Source organism: Streptomyces sp. NPDC001156, from assembly GCF_053598275.1.
Window position 1 is genome coordinate 1 of the sequence record NZ_JBSFJX010000163.1, and the last position, 18000, is coordinate 18000.

An 18000-nucleotide genomic window follows, 5' to 3' on the forward strand; every position below is an offset into this window, starting at 1 on the left:
GGGCTCCTGTGCGACCGGGCCCTTCTGGTCCGGGGCCCGGCGCGCGCTCACAGGAGGCCAGGCGGCCGAGGCTCGCGGCGGCGGAGTCCGTCAGGGCTTGAGCTCCAGCGTGTCGGCCGTGCTCTTGTCGACGTCGGCCTTCGAGAAGTGCCACGACAGCAGCTCGCCGGCGGCCCACTTGTCCGTCTGGTCGGTGTAGTGGGCGCTGTAGGCGTGCCCGGAGGCGCCGGTGAGGTTGATCCACTTGGACTTGTCCAGGTCGTCCAGGTTGACCACCATCCGCATCGACGGCACCCAGATGACGCCGTAGCCGCCCGCCGCGTTCCAGCCGGTGGCGTCCACGGCGGCCTCGCCGCCGTCGAGCTTCCAGGGACCGCGGTTGAGCATGTACTGCAGGACGCTCGGTCCCTCGCTGCCCAGGGTCTGGTTCTTCAGGAACAGGCGGTGCAGCCGGCCCCAGCTCCAAGTGTCGATGTCCTTGCCCAGCTTGGCGGTCAGCTCCCAGCGCGCGTCCGTCAGGGCGCGCTTGAACAGGGCGTCGCGCGTCGTGGTGGCCGGCTGGGTGCGCGTCTCGGGCAAGTGCCACCAGTCGTTCGTCTGGTCGTCGATGATGTTGTTCACCACCTGGAACCAGCGGTCGCCGCCGTCCGGCTGCGCCTGGTCCGCGTCACGCTCGCCGCACTCGCGCACCTTCTGGTCGGCGTCCGCGGGCCCGGTGTTGTCGGGCGGCTCCACCCACAGGCACTGGCCCTTGACCCGCAGCTCCTTGGGGAGCTTGTTGCCGAAGGCGAGCTTGAGGATGTTGCGCCAGACGGCGTTGAAGTACGCGGCTGCCGCGGAGTCGGCGTCCTGGGTCCGGTCCCAGCTCTCGAGCAGTTTCTGCGCCTCGCGGACGTTCTTGTCGGAGACGTCGATCTTGAGCAGCTTGGGCACCAGCATCTTGGCGATCTCACTGCTGTTGTCGAGCTGCATCTGCCGCATGTCGTCCGTCGAGATCTTGCCGCCGCCCTTGATCTTGGAGTCGATCAGGTCGTTGATCCGCTGGCTGCGCGCGCCGTAGTCCCAGTCCGTGGTGAGCGTGTAGGGGTACTTGGCCTTGTCGATCACGGCCTGGTTGGCGGTGACGATGTAGCCGCGTTTCGGGTTGTACTCGTAGGGCAGCGCTTCCTGCGGGATGTAGCGGCCCGTCCAGCTGTACTTGGAGCTCCAGCCGGGCGCCGGGAACCGGCCGTCGTCGCCCGGCGCGCGCACCGGGATCTTTCCGGGCAGCTGGTAGCCGATGTTGCCCTTGGTGTCGGCGTAGACCAGGTTCTGCGAGGGCACGTCGAACAAGCGGGAGGCGGCACGGAACTCGTCCCAGTTCGACGCCTTGTCGATCTGGAAGACGGCGTCCATGGAGGTGCCGGGGTCCAGGGCGGTCCATTGCAGCGCGATGCCGTAGCCGTCGCCCCGGTCGGGCGCCGCGGTCTCCACCGTCGCCTTCTTGCCGACCGTGACGAGCTCGTCGTCGCGGTCGGACAGCAGCGGGCCGTTGTTCGTCTCACGCACGACGATCTTCTTGGACGCACCTCCGGCGACCTTGATCGTCTCGGCGCGGGTGGTGAACGGCTTCACCGTGCCGTCGTAGAGGTAGCCGTCGCCGGAGAGCTTCTCCAGGTAGAGGTCGGTGACGTCGACGCCCGAGTTGGTCATCCCCCAGGCGATGTTCTGGTTGTGGCCGATTATCACGCCGGGCATGCCCGCGAAGGTGTAGCCGGTGACGTCGTACTGGCACTTGCTGGAGATCTCGGTGCAGTGCAGGCCCATCTGGTACCAGACCGAGGGCAGTGAGGGCGACAGATGCGGGTCGTTGGCCAGCAGCGGCCTGCCGGTGATGGTGTGGTTGCCGGCCACGACCCAGGAGTTGGAGCCGATGCCGTTGCCGTTCACGCCGACGGCCGCCGGAACGTTGTCCAGGACCTTGGAGAGGCCCGACAGCTGGCTCTGCAGGGCCGAGGAGGCCGAGGCCGAGGTGGACGTCCCGGTCGCCGACTGCGAACCCTTCGAGCCGCTCGGCTCGAACGTCTTGGTGAGGCTGTTGTACCGGCCCTCCTGGACGATCGGCTTGTTGATGTCGTAGGGGTAGTCCGGGTAGAGGTCCTCGATCTGCTTCGGGCCGAGGCGGCTGGTCATCAGGGAGCGGTCGATCTCGTCCTGCATGTTGCCGCGCAGGTCCCAGGCCATCGCCTTGAGCCAGGAGATCGAGTCGACCGGGGTCCACTGCTCGGGCGTGTAGTCGTTGGCGAAGCCCAGCGCCGCGTACTCCAGGGAGATGTCCTTGCCGTCCTTGCCCTTCAAGTAGGCGTTGACCCCCTTGGCGTACGCCTGGAGGTACTGCTTGGTCGAGGCCGACAGCGTGGTGTCGTACTCCTTCTGCGCCACCCGCTCCCAACCGAGGGTCCGCAGGAACTCGTCGTTCTTGACCTGGCCCTTGCCGAACATCTCGGACAGACGCCCGGATGTCAGATGGCGGCGCACGTCCATCTCGTAGAACCGGTCCTGCGCCTGGACGTAGCCCTGCGCCATGAAGAGGTCCTCGTCGGACGAGGCGTAGATCTGCGGAATTCCGTAGCCGTCACGTTTGACGTCGACGGGGCCCGTCAGGCCTTCGAGGGTGATCGATCCCTTGGTCTGCGGGAAGGAGGCGCGGACGGTACTGACGGACCAGTACCCCCCGTAGCCGAAACCTCCCACGAGGGCCACAACCAGGACGATCAGTAGCAGACGGGCTCTGCGCCCCTTCTTCCTGCCGGACTTGCCGGGCTTCTGGCCGGAAGAGGCGGTGGTGTTGGGGGGCATCGCTGTCCTTGCTGTCCTAACACGAGCGGCAGGGCGGGCTGTGCTTTCTACTGAGCGCTGGAGCAACCATAGGCGCAGGGCCCGACGCGTCTGGACGCGGAGTCGGGAACAGGCCCGGACGGAGGTTCGATCATCCGCCCCCGATCGTCAAGAAAGCGTCAAGAGTTAGGTAAGGTAATGAAGTACCTGCACTGAAGCCCGCACCCACACCGGGTTTCGGGTGCTCGGATGGAGGCGTTCGCACCGCGGCGCCCGGATCGGCGAGAAGGGAACAGCCGCTGACTGTCCACCACCTCAACCAACTCTTGCTCGCCTGCTCGCTCGTTCTGCTCATCGCGGTGGCAGCGGTCCGGATCTCCTCGCGCAGCGGGTTCCCCAGCCTGCTCGTCTACCTGGGCATCGGCATCGCCATGGGCCAGGACGGAATCGGCGGCATCCGCTTCAGCAACGCCGAACTCACCCAGGTCATCGGATACGCGGCCCTGGTCGTGATCCTGGCGGAGGGCGGTCTCGGCACGAAATGGAAGGACATCAGGCCGGCCCTGCCAGCGGCCACCTCCATGGCCCTCATCGGCGTCGCGGTGAGCGTCGGCGTCACGGCCGCCGGCGCCCACTACCTGACCGGTCTGGGGTGGCGGCAGTCGCTCATCATCGGGGCGGTGGTGTCGTCGACCGACGCGGCGGCGGTCTTCTCGGTGCTGCGAAGGGTCCCCCTCCCCGCGCGCCTGACGGGCGTCCTGGAGGCCGAGTCCGGATTCAACGACGCCCCGGTCGTCATCCTCGTCGTCGCCTTCTCCACGGCCGGACCCGTCCAGCACTGGTACATGCTCCTGCTGACGATCGCCGCGGAGCTGGCCGTCGGCGCCGCCATCGGCCTCGCGGTGGGCTGGCTGGGCTCCTGGGGCCTGCGGCACGTGGCGCTGCCCGCTTCCGGTCTCTATCCGATCGCCGTCATGGCCATCGCGGTCGCGGCCTACGCGGCCGGCGCGCTCGCCCACGGCAGCGGCTTCCTCGCCGTCTACCTCGCCGCGATGATCCTGGGCAACGCGAAGCTGCCGCACTGGCCCGCGACCCGCGGTTTCGCCGACGGGCTCGGCTGGATCGCCCAGATCGGCATGTTCGTCCTGCTCGGTCTGCTGGTGACCCCGCACGAGCTGGGCGACGACGTCCTGCCGGCCCTCGTCATCGGCCTGGTGCTGACCATGGTCGCGCGGCCGCTGAGCGTGGTGGCGAGCCTCGTGCCGTTCCGGATGCCGTGGCAGGAGCTGACGCTGCTGTCGTGGGCCGGGCTCCGCGGTGCGGTGCCCATCATCCTGGCGACCATCCCCATGGTGAACGGCGTCGACGCCAGCCACCGCATCTTCAACATCGTCTTCGTCCTTGTGGTCGTCTACACCCTCGTCCAGGGCCCGACCCTGCCCTGGCTGGCCCGTCAGCTGCGCCTCGGCGAGGGCCCCGGAGCCTCCGATCTGGGCATCGAGTCGGCTCCCCTGGAGCGACTGCGCGGACATCTGCTGTCCGTCGCGATTCCCGAGGGTTCACGGATGCACGGCGTCGAGGTGAACGAACTGCGGCTGCCCGCGGGCTCCGCCGTCACCCTCGTCGTCCGCGAGGGGAAGTCGTTCGTGCCGCTGCCGACGACGGTGTTGCGGCGCGGGGACGAACTCCTCGTGGTCGCCACCGACCAGGTCCGCGATGCGGCGGAGAAGCGCCTGCGGGCCGTCGGTCAGGGCGGCAAGCTCGCCGGATGGCTGGGCATGACCGGCGACGAGGGGCCGGACCGCAGGCGTTGAACGCATGCTTCCGGGTACATCACACCGCGCGGAATCCCAGGTGAAGGAGGGCATGGTGCGCGCTTTCACAGGTGTGTTCGGCCTTCACCTCTGTACACTCAAGGCGCACCCTGATCGAACCAACTCTGCCTGACGCAGAGCTGGCGCGACCGTATGGCGGCCGGGACGCTCCCCCTGCGAGCGCCGGTATCTACCGCAGTACGCGCAAGAGGACAGCTCTCGGCGTGCCCCGACGGCGAACGCGCCCAACGGGGGCCGCGCTACCAGGCGGCAGAAAGGCACGGGCCGTGGCATCCACGGTCACCTCGAAGTCGTCCCGTCCGGGCTACACCCGGCTGCTGCGCACCCGCGGCGCCTGGACGTTCCTGATCCCGGGCTTCGCGGCACGTCAGCCGTTCGCGATGCTCACCCTCTCCATCGTGCTGCTGGTACGGCACACGACCGGCTCGTACGGCGCCGCGGGCGCCGTCGCGGCGGTCACCGGTGTCTCCATGGCACTGTGCGCGCCCTACAGCGGCCGGCTCGCCGACCGCCACGGTCAGCGCGCGGTACTGCTCCCCGGCGTCCTGGCACACACCCTGGCCGCTTCCTCTCTGACGGCGCTCGCGCTGGCGCACGCACCCTTGTGGGTCCTGTTCGCGGCGGCCGTCCCCACCGGGGCCTCGGTACCGCAGATCGGTCCCATGGTGCGCGCCCGGTGGGGCGTGAAGCTCCAGGACTCGCCCCTGATGGCGACGGCGGCGGCCTTCGAGTCCGTCACCGACGAGCTGACCTTCGTGGTCGGGCCGCTGCTGGCGACGGCCCTGTGCACCACCGTGGCACCGGCCGCGGGCCTGCTCACCGAGGCAGCGCTGACCCTGGTCGGCGGTGTGCTGTTCGCCGCCCAGAAGGGCACGCAGCCGCCCGTCGCCGTCGTGCGGCACGCGCGCGTGGAGCACACTTCCGCCCTGCGGATCCCTGGTGTGCGAGTGCTGATCGTGACCTTCCTGGGCATCGGCACCGTCTTCGGCGGCATGCAGGTCTCGCTCGCCGCGTTCACCCAGTCGATCGGCGAGCCCGGCCTGAACGGCGCCCTGTACGGAATCTTCGCCGCCGGCAACATGCTCTCCGGAATCGTGTGCGGCGCCGTCGCCTGGAAGGCCGCCCCACAGCGCCGCCTGGTCATCGGCTACACGGCCCTCGCACTGACCGCCTCGGGTCTGTGGACCGCGCACTCCGTGGTCGTCCTGACCGGCCTCGGCCTTCTGGTGGGCATGTGCATCGCACCGGCCCTGATCACCGGCTACACGCTGGTCGAGGGCCTGGTCCCGGCCGGCGCCCGCACCGAGGCCTTCACCTGGCTGACCGGCGCCGTCGCGCTCGGCCAGGCGGCAGCGGTCACGGTTGCCGGACAATTGGAGGACCGCCTGTGGGGCGGCGCCGGTTTCCTGGTCCCGATGGCCGGAACGGTGCTGGCACTCGCGACCCTCGTGACCCTGCGGTCACGGCTGGCGACACACCCGGCCGGCCGCACTGTGGCACGTGGCGTCGGTCACCGCGTGCCGCTCACGGTGGACTGATCCCAAGGAATACGACACTATTGATGGTCGTTAGCACTCATTGAGTGAGAGTGCCAGGAGGAAGACTAGTGCCGACCTACCAGTACCAGTGCACCGAGTGCGGCGAGGGCCTCGAGGCGGTGCAGAAGTTCACCGACGACGCACTGACGGAGTGCCCCAACTGCGGTGGCCGCCTGAAGAAGGTGTTCTCCGCGGTCGGCATCGTCTTCAAGGGCTCCGGCTTCTACCGCAACGACAGCCGCGGCTCGTCCTCGAGCAGCAGCCCGGCGACGTCCAAGCCGTCGAGCTCCTCGTCGTCGTCCGGCTCGTCCTCCTCGTCGGACTCCGGCTCGTCGTCGACGAGCAGCACCTCCTCCGCCGCGTAAGGCTGCCGACCGGACCCCGCCGTCTCATGGGACAGCGGGGTCTTGGTGCTGTCCGGAGCCAGCTACTGTGCTCGCCATGGAGAACGCAGAGATAGGCGTCATCGGCGGTTCCGGCTTCTACTCCTTCCTCGACGATGTGACCGAGGTCCGGGTCGACACCCCGTACGGGGCGCCCAGCGACTCTTTGTTCTTGGGGGAAATCGCCGGCCGGCGCGTCGCCTTCCTCCCTCGCCACGGCCGCGGACACCATCTGCCGCCCCACCGCATCAACTACCGCGCCAACCTGTGGGCGCTGCGCGCCGTCGGCGTACGGCAGGTCCTCGGGCCCTGCGCGGTGGGCGGGCTGCGCCCCGAGTACGGTCCCGGGACGCTCCTCGTACCGGACCAGCTGGTGGACCGCACCAAGGCCCGGACCCAGACCTACTTCGACGGGCTGCCGCTGCCGGACGGCGCCGTGCCGAACGTGGTGCACGTGTCCCTCGCCGACCCCTACTGCCCCACTGGCCGCGTCGCGGCGCTCCAGGCGGCGCGCGGGCGCAACTGGGAGGCGGTGGACGGCGGCACGCTGGTCGTGGTCGAGGGCCCGCGGTTCTCCACCCGTGCCGAATCGTTGTGGCACCAGGCGCAGGGCTGGTCCGTGGTGGGCATGACCGGCCATCCCGAGGCTGTGCTCGCCCGTGAACTTGAGCTCTGCTACACGTCGTTGACCCTGGTCACGGACCTCGACGCGGGAGCGGAGACCGGTGAGGGCGTCTCGCACGACGAGGTGCTGAAGGTGTTCGCGGCGAATGTGGACCGGCTGCGGGGCGTGCTGTTCGACACGGTGGCGGGTCTCCCGGCGAACGAGAAGCGGGACTGCCTGTGCCGGACGGCACTGGGCGGGATGGATCCGGGGTTCGAGCTGCCCTGATCGACGGCGCGGACGCCGGGTGGGCCGGGTTGGGGGTCGGTGGGTGCGCGGGCGTCGGCGTGGGGACGGGAGTGGGCGTCGGCCTCGGCGTCGGGATGGGGGTAGGCGACTGTCCCGGCCTTGGGATGGGCGTTGGCGTGGGCCGCGGTGCCGGTGTGGGCGCGGGCCTTGGCGTCCGGAAGGGCCTGGGCGTAGGTCTCGGCTCCGGCGGGCGGAACGTCCCGTTCGGGTGAGCGTGTTGTCCACAACCGGCCGGTAGTCCACGGGCGTCAGCGGACTCCGGCGCCAAGCCTCATCGTGGATCGCGTTCCGATCTCGTGATGCAGGTGGTGATCAGCATGACCCGGTTCTCGCCCTACGCCCCTTCCTCTCCTACGTCGGCTTCTTCCCCTCCGACCTGGGCTTCCTCTCCTTCCGCACGCCTCGCACCCCCGGCCGACTCCGTGATGCCTACGTACGGGCAGGCTTCCGGGGCGGCGTTACCGCGAGGGGATGCCTACATGCACCGGCCTCTCGAGCCCGTCTTCGCGGACCGACCACCTGGAGACGCCTTCTCGTACCCACCGCACAGGGAGACCTCCGCGTGGCCCATCCACCGGCAGGACTCAGCCCAGGCATTCGCCGTCCGGCCGGATCCGGACGTGTTCGCCGACCCATCGGACACTGACGTCCCGGTCCGCACGGACACCCCTCCCACGTGCTCAGTGCCGCATTTCGCTCCTGTGCGGGTGCGCGGCGGCCGCCACCAGCTGCGGCGTCTGGTACGGCACCGAAGGCGGGCCGTGGCCGTGGGCCTGGCAGTCACGGCGGCCGCACTCGTGGCGACGGGGCCGGGCGGCTCCGAGGGTGCCCGGGGACATCCGGACGCCTCTCGGCGTCCGACTCCGGCGGCCAGCCCCGGACGGGAACGGAGTGCGGTCCAGATGGTGACGGCGCCGGTACGGATCGCGGACGGGGCCACGGTACGAATGCTGCGTCCCGGCGCCCGGGTCGACGTGATCGCGGCCGACGGGGGCGGCGGCGCGAAGGTCGTCGCGGCCGGGGCCCGTGTGACCCGGGTCCCGGACGTCGACCCGACCGAGAACGGCGCGCTGGTCGTGCTCTCCGTGCCGCGCACCACGGCGGCGCGCCTGGCCGGCGCCGGAGCGACCTCACGGCTGGCGGTGACGCTGTGCTGAGCGAGCGGGCGAAGCTTACCGACCGGTCACGAAGTGCCCTTCCTCATGGCATGGGCTGGACAAGCCCGGGAAGCCCTGACGTAGGTTGCGGACCGGTTCGTTCCGCAGCATGCGCGATCAAGAAAGGGCCCACTGGTGGTCGAGAAGAAGGAGCCGAGCATCTGGCAGGGCTTCAAAGCCTTCCTGATGCGAGGAAACGTCGTCGATCTGGCGGTCGCGGTGGTCATCGGCGCCGCCTTCACCAACATCGTCAACTCGGTGGTGAAGGGGGTCATCAGCCCGGTGGTGGGCGCGCTCGGCACCAAGAGCCTGGACAGCTACAGCTCTTGCCTCAAAGCGCCGTGCACGGGCACCGGCGACACCGCGACGGGCGTGCGCATTTTCTGGGGCTCGGTCCTCGGCGCCACGCTGAACTTCGTGATCACGGCAGCGGTCGTCTACTTCCTGATGGTCCTGCCCATGGCCAAGTTCCTGGCCCGCCAGGAGGCCCGCCGCAGGGCGAAGGAAGGCACCCACGAGGTGGGGGAGCTGACCGAGCTGGAGGTGCTCAAGGAGATCCGCGACGCTATCGTCGCCGAGCGCAGCTCCGGCCGGAGCCGGTCCTAGCTGTCCGAAGGCCCGGCGGCGCCCCGGAGGATCCGTTCACAGGCGCGCGCCCCGCGAGAGGGAGCGTCCGTCACAGGTGGTGGGGCGGCTTCTCGTCGAGGAAGCGCGCCAGGTCGGCGGCGCTGTCGCCGCTCGACGCGGGCTTCTCGCCCCACCCCCGGTCCGTGTCGTCCGAGGACTGCTGGTTCAGCGGGTCGTCGAAGACGAGGGCGTCCTTGGGCTCGGGCTCGGAATCCCGCTGCTCGCGGGAAGGGGTGATGGTGCTCATACCACCAGCGTACGTCCACGGCGGCGCCCCACGGGGCGGCGCCCAGGTCCGCGGCTCCCGCTGGCCCCGGCCCCCGGCACCGCTCCTCCCTGCCACCGACGACCACGGTGGCCAGGACGGGCCACCGCCGGGATCGGCGCACGGGAGGTTCTGAGTGGCAGAGGACGAAGGATCATGGGCACATGACAGTTGACGCTCTGACAGATGTCATGGGTCTGCGCGTGGGGCACGCGACACGCATCGGCGACGGCCGGCTCACCGGGACCACGGTCGTCCTCGCCCCGGAGGGCGGCGCGGTCGCGGCGGTGGACGTGCGCGGCGGCGGTCCCGGCACGAAGGAGACCGACGCGCTCGATCCACGCAACCTCGTGCAGAAGGTCGATGCCGTCGTCCTGACGGGAGGCAGCGCGTACGGGCTCGACTCGGCGTCGGGCGTGATGGCCTGGTTGGAGGAGCGCGGTCGCGGGGTGCGGGTCGGCCCCGAGACGACGCACGTCGTGCCGGTCGTACCGGCCGCCTGCATCTTCGACCTGGGCCGCGGAGGCGACTTCAAGGCCCGGCCGGACGCGGCGGTCGGCCGGGCGGCGGTGGAAGCGGCAGCCGCCAGCGAGCCAGGGGCGCCTGTTGCGGAAGGCTGCGTGGGCGCGGGCACGGGGGCGACGATCGGGCAGCTCAAGGGCGGAGTCGGCACCGCGAGCGTCCTGCTGGACTCGGGGATCACGGTGGGCGCTCTGGTGGTGTGCAACGCGGTAGGCTCGGCGATCGACCCGGAATCGGGGGCTCTGTACGGGGAGTTGCTCCAGGCCCACTTCGACCACCCGTCGCCGGACGTGCACGAGGCCGCGGGGCGGCGCCTCGCCGAGCTCGCCGCCGAAATGCCGCGCTCGCTGATGAACACGACCCTCGCGGTCGTGGCGACCGATGCCGAGCTCACCAAGGCGCAGGCGCAGAAGCTCGCAGGCGTCGCCCACGACGGGATCGCGCGCGCCGTACGTCCGGCGCACTTGCTCAACGACGGGGACACGGTGTTCGCACTGGCGACCGGCACGCATCCGCCGGCGTCCGCGAGCCCCCTCGCGCTCAACGAAGTGCTCGCGGCGGGCGCGGACCTGGTGACGCGGGCGATCGTACGGGCGGTGCGCGCCGCGGAGTCGGTGGACGGGCCGGGCGGGACATGGCCGTCGTACGAAGAGTTGTACGGCCGTTAGACACCGGCGCGGGACGATTGTCCCGGTTCTGTCACGTGAGGGTGTTCAACGCGGTGGAAGGGAACCCTTTGCCGCAGTGTCAGCTCTCTCTCCACGTACTCGAGCGGACCACCCACATGACAACGACCTGGAGAAGCTTGTGACAACGCCGGACATGCGAGCGCGGCGCGCACTGGGGGCCTGTGCCGCTTTGATGGTCGGCGCCCTGACCCTGACGGCCTGCGGTGGCAGTGCCAATGCCGACAACAACAAAAACGGACAGGACTCCGCCAAGACCTCGGCCGCCAAGATCGCCATCTCCGCGAAGGACGGTTCGACCGACGCGTCCGTCAACGCGACCGGGGTGCGGGTCAGTGACGGCAGGCTGACCGAGGTGACGATGACCGTGGCGGGGACGGGCATGGCCGTTCCCGGCAAGGTGTCCGCGGGCGGGACGTCCTGGAAGCCCGCGCAGCAGCTGGAACGCGGGACCAAGTACGAGATCTCGGCCACCGCCAAGGACGCGGACAACCGTGTGGCGGCTGCCAACTCCATCTTCACCACGGTCTCGTCGGCGAACAGCTTCATCGGGACGTACACGCCCGACAACAGGACGACGGTCGGCGTCGGAATGCCGGTGTCCTTCACCTTCGACAAGGCGATCACCGCCAAGAAGGCCGTCCAGTCCCACATCACCGTGACCTCCAGCAGCGGGCAGCAGGTCGTCGGGCACTGGTTCGGGTCGCAGCGGCTGGACTTCCGCCCCCAGGACTACTGGAAGGCCGGCTCCAAGGTCACGATGAAGATCGACCTGGACCGGGTCGAGGGCGCGAACGGCGTCTACGGCGTGCAGAAGAAGACCGTGTCCTTCACCATCGGGCGCTCACAGGTCTCCACGGTCGACGTCAACACGCAGACCATGACGGTGGTGCGGGACGGCAAGACGCTGAAGGCGGTCCCGATCTCGTCGGGCAGCCCGCAGCACACCACGTACAACGGGCAGATGGTGATCTCCGAGAAGTTCGTGCAGACCCGTATGAACAGCCAGACGGTGGGCCTCGGCGGCGAGTACGACATCCCGGACGTGCCGCACGCGATGCGGCTGACCGGCAGCGGGACGTTCATCCACGGCAACTACTGGTACAACAAGGCCAACCCGCCCTTCGGTCGTGAGGGCACCAGCCACGGCTGTGTCGGACTCGCGGACGTGCAGGGGGCCCAGGGGGACACCTCCGCCAAGTGGTTCTACGACAACTCACTGATCGGGGACGTGGTGATCGTCCAGCACTCCCCCGACACAACGGTCGCTCCGGACAACGGCCTCAACGGCTGGAACATGCCGTGGAGCGCTTGGACCGCGGGAAGTACCGTCTGACTCCGGTCATATGACGAACACTCGGGCCGCGCGGGAACTTTCCGCGCGGCCCGTCCGTTTTCCCACCGTACGTTTTCTCGGTTCCCGGACATGATGTCCGACCGAGGGGCTACGGTATGCACCCACAAGGTGACATGCAGCAACGCCGGGAGAGAGCTTGAGCGTTCCGTACGAGACGGCAGCGTACGAGTCAGCCCAGTCGCCCGAGTCTCCTGAGGAGCACCTCGAGCGGCTCCTCGGTCGTGCCCTGAACTCCTTCGAGCTGCCGGACGAGACGATAGGAACGCTCGACTGTGCGCTGGCGTACGACAGTTCGCTGCACTCGGCGCACCACAGCGCGGGACTGCACAGGGAGACGTACCGGCACACCTGGCTGCTCGCGGACGGCTCGGCGGTCACCCTGTGGGAGCTGGTCCACAACACGGGCGCGAGCGGTCACCTGGAGCACGAGGTGTACGCGGACGAGGAGGAGCTGCGCGCCGCCACGGCCCGGCTCCCGCTGCCGCCGGACGCGCCCGACTTCGAGCTGCCCGTCGTGGTGCAGATGTCGCCCGTCCCCGAGCCCGGACACGCCTATGTGCCCGACGACTCGGCTGACCACGCACGCCGGCTGCTGCGCCGTGCGGAGAACCCGGACCGGCCGGACGCGGAGTTGGCGACCTTACTGTTGGGCTCGGCGTTCGCGCACGAGATCACGCAGGCCTTCGGGCGCCCGAACCGAGCCGGGCAGGCGGGGCTGTGCTTCTCGCTCTACGAGCACGCCTTCCTGCTGCGGGACGGCCGGGAGCTGTCCCTGTGGGAGGTCGAGCACACGGCGACGCCGGACGGCCGGCACATGTGCGAGGTGTACGCCTCCGAGGATGCGGCGCGCGAAGCGATGGAACGACGCGCGGCGACGCTGGGCTGACACCGCACGATCCATCGGCACCCGTGCCAGTTCCAGGAACGCCCTCGTCGTAACCCGCTTCAAGGGCGGCCTGCCGCAACCCGTTCTAGGAGCGGCCCTCGTCGAACTGCCGCATAAGGCCCGCGAAGGCGTCGCGTTCGGCCGGGGTGAGTTCGACGGACTCCAGGGCCGGGCTCGTCTGCTGGGGCGGGAGGGCGCGGAGCGCGGTGCGGTGGCGCCGGACCGATTCCTCCAGGCGGCGCTGATGCACGACGCGGCCCACACAGACGATCCAGACGGCGGTCGCCAGGGCGAGCAGGGGCACACCCAACAGCTGGAAGGTCGACACGTGCGCAGGCATGTCCCCAAGTAGACACCACGATCCGGGCTTTTGACCCTGGATCGTGACGCATATCGCAGATACGACGAGCAGTACGAAGGGGTCAGATCTGCTCAAGCGGCTACGGCCCGGCCCGGCCTAGCGCCCATGACGCTCGTCACAAGGCCCGCAGCATGTCCCTGCGCGCCGTCAGGAACGCGTGGCCCGGTCTGCCGCAGCCTCCAACGCACTTCGGCCGCAGCCCCGTCGCGGGGCTGCGGCCGACATGTGAGGGGCGGCTGCTCGTCAGGCGGCTACCGGCTGCTTGGAGTCGCCGCGGGCGGCTATCGCCCCTCCGGCGGCCTCCTTCGCGGCGCCCTCGGGGCTCTGCTTGCGCATGCCCTTCAGGACCACCACCAGGACCGTGGTCACACCGACGCCGGCGGCGATGGCCACCAGGTAGAGCAGGGGGTTGCCGATCAGCGGGACCACGAAGATGCCGCCGTGCGGGGCACGCAGGGTGGCGCCGAAGACCATCGACAGAGCGCCGGTGACCGCACCGCCGATCATCGACGAGGGGATCACGCGCAGTGGGTCGGCCGCCGCGAACGGGATCGCCCCCTCGGAGATGAAGGAGGCGCCGAGCACCCAGGCCGCCTTGCCGTTCTCACGCTCGGTCTTCGTGAAGAGCTTGCCGCGCACCGTCGTGGCCAGTGCCATCGCCAGCGGCGGGACCATGCCCGCGGCCATCACCGCGGCCATGATCTTCATCGCCGAGTCGCTCGGATTGGAGACCGCGATGCCGGCCGTGGCGAAGGTGTAGGCGACCTTGTTGACCGGTCCGCCCAGGTCGAAGCACATCATCAGGCCGAGCAGCGCGCCGAGCAGGACGGCGTTGGCGCCGGAGAGGCCGTTGAGCCAGTCGGTCATGCCCTTCTGGGCAGAGGCGATGGGCTTGCCGATCACGACGAACATCAGGAACCCGACGATCGCCGACGAGACCAGCGGGATCACCACTACCGGCATGATGCCGCGCAACGTCGCCGGGATGTGGATCTTCTGGATCGCCATCACCACACCACCGGCGATCAGACCGGCTGCGAGGCCGCCGAGGAAGCCGGCGTTGATGGTGAGGGCGATCGCGCCGCCGACGAAGCCGGGGACGAGACCGGGCCGGTCCGCCATGCCGTAGGCGATGTAGCCGGCGAGGACCGGGACGAGGAAGCCGAAGGCCACACCACCGATCTGGAACAGCAGGGCGCCCCAGCTGTCCGTCTGGGTCCACACGAAGTGGTCCATGACCGACGGCGCCTTGTTGACCTGCCAGCCGCCGATCGCGAAGCCGAGGGCGATGAGCAGACCGCCCGCGGCGACGAACGGAACCATGTAGCTCACGCCGGACATCAGCCACTTGCGCAGCTTGGTGCCGTAGCCCTCGCCGGAGTCACCGGCGCGCTCGACGGGCGTTCCGCCAGGGGCCGCCGCGGTGACCTCACCGCGCGCTGCCTTGTCGCGCACCTCGGAGATCAGCTCGGCCGGGCGGTTGATACCGGCCTTCACACCGACGTCGACGGTCGGCTTGCCGGCGAAGCGGTCCTTGTCCCGCACGGGCACGTCGTGGGCGAAGATCACACCGTCCGCAGCAGCGATCACGGCGGGGTCGAGCCGGGTGAAGCCGGCCGAGCCCTGGGTCTCGACGACCACCTCGATGCCGGCCTCACGGCCCGCGTTCTCCAGTGACTCGGCGGCCATGTACGTGTGGGCGATGCCGGTCGGGCAGGAGGTGACGGCGACGACACGGAACGGGCGCTCGGCGGAGCTGCCGGTGTCGCCGGCCGGGGCGGAGGTGTCCGCGGACGCCGCCTTCGCCGGGGCCGCGCCGTCCGCGGTGGCGCCGGAGGAGGCCGCCTCGGTCGACGCCACCGCGGAGTCTTCGGAGCCGCCGGCGGCCGGGGCCTCGTCCCCGCGGATGAGCGCGGCCGCGGCCGCGGCCTCGTCCACGGCCCGCAGCGCGGAGGTGAACTCGGCGTTCATCAACTGGCGGGCGAGCGACGACAGGATCGTGAGGTGAGCGTCGTCGGCGCCCGCCGGGGCGGCGATCAGGAAGATCAGATCGGCCGGACCGTCGGCGGCGCCGAAGTCGATGCCCCGCGCGCTGCGCCCGAAGGCCAGCGTCGGCTCGGTGACGTGCTCGCTGCGGCAGTGCGGGATGCCGATGCCGCCGTCGAGGCCGGTCGGCATCTGGGCCTCCCGTGCCGCGACGTCGGCGAGGAAGCCGTCCAGGTCGGTCACCCGGCCTTGGGCCACCATCCGCTCGGCGAGGGCGCGTGCCGCCGCCTCCTTGGTGTCGGCGGACAGGTCGAGATCGACCAGGTCCGCGTTGATCATCTCGCTCATCGCGGGCTCCTTCGCACGCGTATCGCCCGGGGCTCTCGGTGGGCGCGGGTGGGGACGGGGATGCAGGGTGGTGCAGGGATGGAAGCGGCGGCGGGGCCGGAGAAACCCCGCCCTTCCGTGGCCGCGGCGGGGCCGGGGAGACCCCGCCGCGTCAAGTCCGGTTCGAGGCGTGTGGCGCACGTGTCGACGACACGGACCGGCCATGCGGTGAGGACATGGGCTACGCGCGCGGTCATGACACGGGCTCCGTCAGGACACGGTCCACGGGTACCGCCGAGGTGACCGTCACGGCGGAGGGGTCCAGATCGGCCGGGGTCGGCATCACGCTGCCGGGCAGCTGGACCGCCGCGGCTCCGTGGGCCACGGCGGAGGCCAGGGCCTCCGGGCCGGCGCCGCCCGCGATCAGGAAACCGGCGAGGGAGGAGTCGCCGGCGCCGACATTGCTGCGTACGACGTCGACGTGTGCGCTGCCGTACCAGGCGCCCACGTCGGACACCAGCAGCTGGCCGTCCGCGCCGAGGCTCGCGAGTACGGCGCCCGCGCCCATCCCGCGCAGTTCCTCGGCCGCCTTGACCGCGTCGCCCACCGTGGCGAGGGGGCGCCCGACGGCCTGCGCGAGCTCCTCGGCGTTCGGCTTCACCACGTCCGGGCGTTCGCGCAAGGCCGCCAGCAGCGCGGGCCCGGAGGTGTCCAGCGCGATCCGGGCACCGGCGGCGTGGGCTCGGGCGACCAGATCCTCGTACCAGGACGGTGCAAGGCCGCGCGGGAGGCTGCCGCAGCAGGTGATCCAGGTGATCCGGGCCGCGCGGTACTGCTCGCGGACCGTCTCCAGGAGGAGTTCGGCCTCGGCCGTCGAGAGCTCGGGGCCAGGCGCGTTGATCTTGGTGAGGGTGCCGTCGGGCTCGGCGACGGAGATGTTGGATCGGGTGGCTCCGGCGACCGGGACCGGGGCGACCTCGATGCCCTGCGCGTGCAGCAGTTCGGCGACGAGGGCGCCCGGTGCGCCGCCCAGGGGCAGCACGGCGACCGTGCGCCGTCCGGCGGCGGCGACCGCACGCGAGACGTTCACGCCCTTGCCGCCCGGGTCCATGCGTTCGCCGGTGGCCCGGATGACCTCGCCGCGGTCGAGGGAGGGGACCTCGTAGGTGCGGTCGAGGGACGGGTTCGGGGTGACGGTGAGAATCATGCGCGCACTACTTCCGTGCCGCCGCGCTCGATCGCGGTGGCGTCCTCGGGGCTCAGACCGCTGTCGGTGATCAGCAGGTCCACATCGCCGAGACCCCCGAAACGGGCGAAGTGCTCCTCGCCGTGCTTGGAGGAATCGGCGAGCAGCACCACGCGGCGTGCGGCGTGGATCGCGGCGCGCTTGACGGCGGCCTCGGCGAGGTCGGGCGTGGTCAGTCCATGGTCGGCGGAGAAGCCGTTGGCGGCGATGAACACCACGTCGGCGCGGATCTCGCCGTACGCGCGCAGCGCCCAGGCGTCCACCGCGGCGCGCGTACGGTGGCGTACACGCCCCCCGACCAGATGGAGCTGGATACCGGGGTGGTCCGCGAGACGGGCCGCGGTGGGCAGGCTGTGGGTGACGACCGTGAGCGCGGCGTCCAGGGGAATGGCCCCGGCCAGCCGGGCCACGGTCGAGCCGGCGTCGAGGATCATCGTGCCCTCGCTCGGCAGCTCTGCGACGGCCGCCCTCACGATCCGGTCCTTCTCGTCGGCCGCGGTGGACTCCCGCTCGGCGAGGTCCGGCTCGAAGTCCAGACGTCCGGCGGGGATCGCCCCGCCGTGCACCCGGCGCAGAAGGCCGGCCCGGTCGAGGGCCTTGAGGTCCCGGCGGATCGTCTCGGCCGTGACCTGGAACTCCTCGGCCAGCGACACCACGTCCACTCGCCCGCCGTCACGGGCGAGCCGGAGGATCTCCTGCTGCCGCTCCGGTGCGTACATGTCCGTTCGCCTCCGACTCATGCCCGAACGTGTGGTTTCCTCGGGAGGCTACGTCTGAATTTCCGAAAAGTAAACAGGATCGGGCCCCGGAACGGACACAAACGGGCGTCGATACCCCGGGCAACGTCAGCACGCAGGACAGGGGCACAGGACGCGCAGACGGGACCGCGCCCCACCGGACACACGACTGATCCCGCGCGGGCGCCTCCCGCGCCCCGTCCACCCCGCAACACGATGGCGCCCGGCGGGTCACGCGGAACGCGACCCGCCGGGCGCCATCGACCTCGCCATCGACCTCGCCATCGACCTCGCCATCGACCTCGCCATCGACCTCGCCATCGACCTCGCCATCGACCTCGCCATCGACCACGCCAA

General features: G+C 70.3%; 15 protein-coding genes. 9 read left to right on the forward strand and 6 right to left on the reverse strand.

Annotation, left to right across the window (positions count from 1 at the left end; translation table 11 throughout):
* Positions 1–90 precede the first annotated feature (90 nt).
* Positions 91–2838 (reverse strand): penicillin acylase family protein, encoded by a 2748-nt coding sequence (locus ACWDA7_RS39760; protein WP_450611261.1) that lies wholly within the window; start codon positions 2836–2838, stop codon positions 91–93.
* A 278-nt stretch (positions 2839–3116) separates the two neighbouring features.
* Here ACWDA7_RS39760 and ACWDA7_RS39765 point away from each other — a divergent pair, with 278 nt between their 5' ends.
* The 6 genes from ACWDA7_RS39765 (at position 3117) to mscL (ending at position 9249) form a co-directional block, all read left to right on the forward strand.
* On the forward strand, positions 3117–4631 hold the full coding sequence (locus tag ACWDA7_RS39765) for a potassium/proton antiporter (RefSeq protein ID WP_450611283.1): 1515 nt from the start codon (positions 3117–3119) through the stop codon (positions 4629–4631).
* A 287-nt stretch (positions 4632–4918) separates the two neighbouring features.
* Positions 4919–6190, forward strand: a complete 1272-nt coding sequence (locus ACWDA7_RS39770) for an MFS transporter (protein WP_450611263.1) — start codon at positions 4919–4921, stop codon at positions 6188–6190.
* A gap of 68 nt (positions 6191–6258) precedes the next feature.
* Positions 6259–6555 (forward strand): FmdB family zinc ribbon protein, encoded by a 297-nt coding sequence (locus ACWDA7_RS39775; protein ID WP_450611265.1) that lies wholly within the window; start codon positions 6259–6261, stop codon positions 6553–6555.
* A 76-nt stretch (positions 6556–6631) separates the two neighbouring features.
* Positions 6632–7465 carry an S-methyl-5'-thioadenosine phosphorylase gene (locus tag ACWDA7_RS39780; protein ID WP_359405453.1) on the forward strand — a complete coding sequence of 278 codons (834 nt, stop codon included), beginning with the start codon at positions 6632–6634 and terminating at the stop codon, positions 7463–7465.
* A 641-nt stretch (positions 7466–8106) separates the two neighbouring features.
* Entirely contained in the window at positions 8107–8643 is a 537-nt protein-coding gene (locus ACWDA7_RS39785; protein ID WP_450611285.1) for a hypothetical protein, read from the forward strand.
* 135 nt (positions 8644–8778) lie between these two features.
* Positions 8779–9249: a large conductance mechanosensitive channel protein MscL gene (gene mscL, locus ACWDA7_RS39790; protein WP_450611267.1), complete on the forward strand. Its 471-nt coding sequence runs from the start codon at positions 8779–8781 to the stop codon at positions 9247–9249.
* Positions 9250–9319: 70 nt separating this feature from the next.
* On the opposite strand, the gene ACWDA7_RS39795 is transcribed toward mscL, so the two are convergent.
* The gene (locus ACWDA7_RS39795; RefSeq protein ID WP_450611269.1) at positions 9320–9517 is read right to left on the reverse strand and encodes a hypothetical protein; all 198 of its coding nucleotides are present in this window, start codon (positions 9515–9517) and stop codon (positions 9320–9322) included.
* Between the two features lie 182 nt (positions 9518–9699).
* On the opposite strand from ACWDA7_RS39795, the gene ACWDA7_RS39800 reads away from it, so the two are divergent.
* The 3 genes from ACWDA7_RS39800 to ACWDA7_RS39810 all read left to right on the forward strand — a co-directional run bounded on the left by ACWDA7_RS39800 (position 9700) and on the right by ACWDA7_RS39810 (position 12986).
* The gene (locus tag ACWDA7_RS39800; protein ID WP_450611271.1) at positions 9700–10725 is read left to right on the forward strand and encodes a P1 family peptidase; all 1026 of its coding nucleotides are present in this window, start codon (positions 9700–9702) and stop codon (positions 10723–10725) included.
* A gap of 139 nt (positions 10726–10864) precedes the next feature.
* Positions 10865–12079 (forward strand): L,D-transpeptidase, encoded by a 1215-nt coding sequence (locus tag ACWDA7_RS39805; protein WP_450611273.1) that lies wholly within the window; start codon positions 10865–10867, stop codon positions 12077–12079.
* Positions 12080–12236: 157 nt separating this feature from the next.
* Complete coding sequence (locus ACWDA7_RS39810) at positions 12237–12986, forward strand: DUF6227 family protein (RefSeq protein WP_450611275.1); 750 nt, start codon at positions 12237–12239, stop codon at positions 12984–12986.
* An 85-nt stretch (positions 12987–13071) separates the two neighbouring features.
* Here the strand turns inward: ACWDA7_RS39810 and ACWDA7_RS39815 are convergent, their stop codons facing one another.
* The 4 genes from ACWDA7_RS39815 to ACWDA7_RS39830 all read right to left on the reverse strand — a co-directional run bounded on the left by ACWDA7_RS39815 (position 13072) and on the right by ACWDA7_RS39830 (position 17625).
* Positions 13072–13326: a hypothetical protein gene (locus ACWDA7_RS39815; RefSeq protein WP_359405471.1), complete on the reverse strand. Its 255-nt coding sequence runs from the start codon at positions 13324–13326 to the stop codon at positions 13072–13074.
* 264 nt (positions 13327–13590) lie between these two features.
* A complete protein-coding gene (locus ACWDA7_RS39820) occupies positions 13591–15681 on the reverse strand; it encodes a PTS fructose transporter subunit IIABC (protein WP_450611277.1) in 2091 nt (696 codons plus the stop codon).
* Between the two features lie 232 nt (positions 15682–15913).
* Positions 15914–16867 carry a 1-phosphofructokinase gene (pfkB, locus tag ACWDA7_RS39825; protein WP_450611279.1) on the reverse strand — a complete coding sequence of 318 codons (954 nt, stop codon included), beginning with the start codon at positions 16865–16867 and terminating at the stop codon, positions 15914–15916.
* On the reverse strand, positions 16864–17625 hold the full coding sequence (locus ACWDA7_RS39830) for a DeoR/GlpR family DNA-binding transcription regulator (RefSeq protein WP_450611281.1): 762 nt from the start codon (positions 17623–17625) through the stop codon (positions 16864–16866). Before ACWDA7_RS39830 ends, pfkB begins: the two co-directional genes overlap by 4 nt.
* Between the last annotated feature and the right edge of the window lie 375 nt (positions 17626–18000).

What these genes read in the sequence shown, in the direction of transcription:
- ACWDA7_RS39760 (WP_450611261.1), bottom strand. Translation starts at nt 2,838, where the DNA reads ATGCCCCCCAACACCACCGCCTCTTCCGGCCAGAAGCCCGGCAAGTCC.
- ACWDA7_RS39780 (WP_359405453.1), top strand. Translation starts at nt 6,632, where the DNA reads ATGGAGAACGCAGAGATAGGCGTCATCGGCGGTTCCGGCTTCTACTCC.
- ACWDA7_RS39795 (WP_450611269.1), bottom strand. Translation starts at nt 9,517, where the DNA reads ATGAGCACCATCACCCCTTCCCGCGAGCAGCGGGATTCCGAGCCCGAG.
- ACWDA7_RS39800 (WP_450611271.1), top strand. Translation starts at nt 9,700, where the DNA reads ATGACAGTTGACGCTCTGACAGATGTCATGGGTCTGCGCGTGGGGCAC.
- ACWDA7_RS39815 (WP_359405471.1), bottom strand. Translation starts at nt 13,326, where the DNA reads ATGCCTGCGCACGTGTCGACCTTCCAGCTGTTGGGTGTGCCCCTGCTC.
- ACWDA7_RS39820 (WP_450611277.1), bottom strand. Translation starts at nt 15,681, where the DNA reads ATGAGCGAGATGATCAACGCGGACCTGGTCGATCTCGACCTGTCCGCC.
- pfkB (WP_450611279.1), bottom strand. Translation starts at nt 16,867, where the DNA reads ATGATTCTCACCGTCACCCCGAACCCGTCCCTCGACCGCACCTACGAG.
- ACWDA7_RS39830 (WP_450611281.1), bottom strand. Translation starts at nt 17,625, where the DNA reads ATGTACGCACCGGAGCGGCAGCAGGAGATCCTCCGGCTCGCCCGTGAC.